Source organism: Sphingomonas bacterium, from assembly GCF_903644055.1.
Classification (GTDB): domain Bacteria; phylum Pseudomonadota; class Alphaproteobacteria; order Sphingomonadales; family Sphingomonadaceae; genus Sphingomonas_I.
Window position 1 is genome coordinate 1 of sequence record NZ_CAHJXD010000077.1, and the last position, 3,709, is coordinate 3,709.

General features: G+C 68.3%; 5 protein-coding genes and 2 pseudogenes. 1 reads left to right on the plus strand and 6 read right to left on the minus strand.

Going from position 1 to position 3,709, the window contains the following annotated elements; all coding sequences use genetic code 11:
• Positions 1–157: 157 nt before the first annotated feature.
• Positions 158–913: a leucyl/phenylalanyl-tRNA--protein transferase gene (aat, locus tag HUU94_RS03450; RefSeq protein WP_174273724.1), complete on the plus strand. Its 756-nt coding sequence runs from the start codon at positions 158–160 to the stop codon at positions 911–913.
• Between the two features lie 35 nt (positions 914–948).
• On the opposite strand, the pseudogene HUU94_RS12940 reads toward aat, so the two are convergent.
• The 6 genes and pseudogenes from HUU94_RS12940 to HUU94_RS03480 all read right to left on the minus strand — a co-directional run.
• Positions 949–1,395, minus strand: a pseudogene (locus tag HUU94_RS12940) (DUF2155 domain-containing protein); the annotation flags it as partial.
• The gene (gene mlaD, locus HUU94_RS03460) at positions 1,392–1,892 is read right to left on the minus strand and encodes an outer membrane lipid asymmetry maintenance protein MlaD (protein ID WP_174273725.1); all 501 of its coding nucleotides are present in this window, start codon (positions 1,890–1,892) and stop codon (positions 1,392–1,394) included. The pseudogene HUU94_RS12940 and the gene mlaD, both read right to left, overlap by 4 nt.
• Before the next feature lie 13 nt (positions 1,893–1,905).
• Positions 1,906–2,295, minus strand: coding sequence for an NADH:ubiquinone oxidoreductase subunit NDUFA12 (locus HUU94_RS03465; protein WP_174273726.1), 390 nt, complete (start codon positions 2,293–2,295; stop codon positions 1,906–1,908).
• Positions 2,296–2,385: 90 nt separating this feature from the next.
• Complete coding sequence (locus HUU94_RS03470) at positions 2,386–2,811, minus strand: DUF192 domain-containing protein (protein ID WP_254601921.1); 426 nt, start codon at positions 2,809–2,811, stop codon at positions 2,386–2,388.
• On the minus strand, positions 2,808–3,380 hold the full coding sequence (locus HUU94_RS03475; protein WP_368039837.1) for a cold-shock protein: 573 nt from the start codon (positions 3,378–3,380) through the stop codon (positions 2,808–2,810). Before HUU94_RS03475 ends, HUU94_RS03470 begins: the two co-directional genes overlap by 4 nt.
• A gap of 112 nt (positions 3,381–3,492) precedes the next feature.
• A pseudogene (locus HUU94_RS03480) lies at positions 3,493–3,709 on the minus strand (RecX family transcriptional regulator); the annotation flags it as partial.

Here is a 3,709-nt window from a genome sequence, read left to right on the forward strand (position 1 = left end):
TGGTCGCAAAAAATAGAACCTGGACAACCCAACCCGCTTGACCCCCAACACAGATGCTACTCGGTCTCACCTCAGCAGGAGCGGGAAGAGCTAAAGTCGTCCGGCTCCAATTCTTTGCGAGGTGACGGTTAACCGTTGCTGCATTATCCTGCCCGCGATGGCCCGCCTCGATCCCGATCTGCTGCTCCGCGCTTATTCCGTCGGCGTGTTTCCGATGGCCAACAGCCGGGAGGCGGCGGACGTCTTCTGGGTCGAGCCCAAGAAGCGCGGCGTGCTGCCGCTCGACGGCTTCCATCTCTCGCGCAGCCTTGCCAAGACGCTGCGTTCGGGCCGGTTCGGCTTCACCGCCGATGCCGCGTTCGAGCAGGTGGTAAGGCTATGCGCCGAGCCGACGCCCGGCCGGCCCGATACTTGGATCAATCCCGATATCCAGCGCGCCTATGCCGAGCTCCACGGACGCGGCTATGCGCACTCGATCGAGACGTGGGAGGGCGATCGGCTCGTCGGCGGGCTCTATGGCGTGCGGCTGGGGGCGGCCTTCTTCGGCGAGAGCATGTTCAGCCGGGTGCGCGATGCCTCGAAGGTCGCGCTGGCGCATCTCGTCGCGCGGCTGAAGGTGGGGGGCTTCCGCCTGCTCGATTGCCAGTTCCAGACCGATCATCTCGCCTCCTTGGGCGCGGTCGAGATCGATCGCGCCGATTATGTCGTGCTGTTGGACGAGGCGCTGGGGCTGGCCTCGGCCCCGGCCGGCGGCGGGGCGGGCAGGGGAGCGCCGGTCGCGGGCTTCTCGCCCTCGCCCCCGGCCGATTTCTTCGCGCTCGATCGCGGCGCCGCCGATACCGCCGAGGCATTGACCGTATCGGGCCCGGTCTCGGCATGCCGCATCGTGCAGCTCTTGGGCCAGACGTCGTAGAGCGGATTTTCGACGATGTTGAGCGACGGGCTCTCCTTGTAGAGCCAGCCCGAGAAGATCCGCCGCCATTGGCCGTCGATGCCCTGGAGATCGGCCTGGACGAAGGCGCCGGTAAGCTGTTCGGGCTCCCAGTCCGCGGTCTGGTCGCAGGCGCGTAGCCGCACGATCAGCGCGCCGATCCGCGCCGCCTGCCCGGGATGCAGCGTGATATCGCGCGATACGCCGTCGCGCTTGTTGAGCACGCCGAGCACCGCGACGCGATCGGCCATCGGCGTATCGCTGGTCGCGAGCGGGGGCGGCGGCGCGCTGTGTTTGCCCGCCGAGGGCGCGGGTTCGGTGGCATTGCCCGGCGCGGGATCGGGCGAGAGCGCCGCGGTTTCGCTGGTGTTGCTTTCGTTCTGGAGCGCCGCCGCGCCCGCGACGAGCAGCGCGCTCGCGCCGACGATGCCGAGCGCCAGCGCGCCCGGCCGACCGAGCCTCATGGCGTCGTGCCCGCTCCGGTCGCCTGATCGGCGGATGGCGGGGCCGCCGAAGGCTTGTTGATGAACTGGCCGATCAGCGCCATCAGATCCATCGCGCCCTGCGTATCGCTGATCGTGTCGCCGTTCTTGAGCGGCTGTTCGGCCCCGCCCGGCGACAGCGCGATGAAGGTGCTGCCGAGCAGGCCTTCCGAGGTGATCGCCGCGCTGCTGTCGGCGGGCAGCCTGACGCTGGGATCGAGCGCCAGCGTCACTGCGACCTGATAGCTTTGCGGATCGAGCGTCTGCTGCGTGACCTGGCCGACCTTGAGCCCCGCGACGCGCACATCGGTGCCGACGTTGACGCCGCTGGCGTTGGGGAACAATGCTGTCACCTTGATGCCGCCGCCGTGCGCGCCGCCCGTGGCGCGCCACGCGAAGACGATGAAGAAGCCGGCGAGCAGCACGACCGCCAGCCCGACGAGCGCCTCGCCGAGATTTTCCCGGAACACCGCTTTCACAGGCAGACCGCTTTCATTGGCCGGGGCTCCACGCTTCATAATCGCCCGTCGCCGCCGCGCGATTGCCGCCGCGCTCCAGCGCGCCCGCCGGGCGGAAGGCGGCGGCGGTGCCGGTGAGGTTGGGGACGGCGGGCTGCTCCCACGCGCGCGGCGGCGGCAGCGTCTCGGGGATCAGATCGGTCGTGTTGTGCAGCCAGCCATGCCATTCGGGCGGCACCCGGCTCGCATCGTTGGCGCCCTGGTAGATCACCCAGCGGCGCGGTACGCTTTTGCCCGCCTTGCTCTGGAAATAAGCGTTGCCCAGCGCGTCGCTGCCGACCGAGAGGCCGTTGCGCCGGCTGAACAGCAAGGTGCCGATCGTGGCGCCGTCCCACCAGGTGAAGATATGCTTGAGGATCGCCATCCGCGCGGGCTTAGCCGCGAAGCGCGCGCCCGCGCAACGCCGAAACGGCGAGCCGAGCCGTCACCGATCGGCCCGTCACCCCTCGACCCATCACCACTCGACAACGTCGCCGGGCTTGATGCCCTGCTTCGCCGCGACGCCGCCGTTGAGCTCCAGCACCGCCGCGACGGGCTGGGGGCAGGGGATCAGATCTTCGGACAAGGGCTTGGCGCGCGCGGCGATCGAGATGATGCGATGATCGGGGCCGATGAAGATGATGTCGAGCGGCAGATAGGTGTTCTTCATCCAGAAGGTCGCCGGGCGCGGCGGCTCCATCGGGAAGATCATGCCCTGATCGGCGGGCATATATTTGCGGTACATCAGCCCGCGTTCCTGCGATTCGGGCGTCGCCGCCGTCTCGACGCGGAAATGGCGCATGTGCGACCCGCGGATCGTCAGCGGAATCGTAGGCGCGGCGGCGACGACCGCGGGCTGCGCGGCGGCGAGCAGCAGCAGTCCCGCAAAGACTGCCTTCACGGAAGCTCCACCGAAACCACCAGCGGGCCCTTGCGTCCGTCGGCGATCCGCGCGGCCAGCGGCTGATCGGGCGCCAGATCGGCAAGACCCGCGCGGCGCACGGTTTCCATGTGGAGGAAGATATCCTGCTGCTCGCCTTCGCGCTGAACGAAGCCGTAGCCCTTGAGCTGGTTGAACCATTTGACGCGCACCTGCTCCAGCGGGCCGGCGATCGCGGAGAGCGCGAGCGGATCGACGCGATCGGCGTTGCGCTTGGCGATCAGATCGGCGTCGGGCCCGGTCGCGCTGGTGAGATCGATCTTGAGGATCCTGCGCGCCTGAAGCCCCCGGCTGCGCTCGAGCGCCTCGCAGACGATCCGCGCGCCTTCCGGCAGCGTGCGCCGATTATGCTCCCGCAAGGCCGAAAAATGGATCAGGATATCGCCTTCGCCGTCGTCGCCCACGATGAAGCCGAATCCGCGTGTGCCATCGAACCATTTTACGGAGCCGCTCACGCACCGGACGGGGGTCGAATCCTCGACCATCTCCGCCGGCGAAGCACCCCCCCCGAGGCCCTCCGCAAATGTCATGGCAAAATGCCCTTCCCTCCTGATCGACGCGCATTCGCGTCGACGCAACAATACACTGGATATAGCTTATCAACTTCCCCGCAAAAAACATAGCTAATTGCGAAGGCCATCATCACCGGGAGGAGTCGGGTTCAAACTCTTCTCCCGGATCGGCGAACGCGATCCTGCGCGCCATCGCGAAATCATGCCCCGCGCGCACCAGCGCCGCGATCGCCCGCTGCCGCTCCTGCGGGGTCGGCGGCCGCGTGGCGAAGGGACCGATCCGCCGCTTGCGCGCGATGCGCAGCGCCGCCTCCAGCGATCCTTCGCGCGCCGCATCGCGTGCGGGC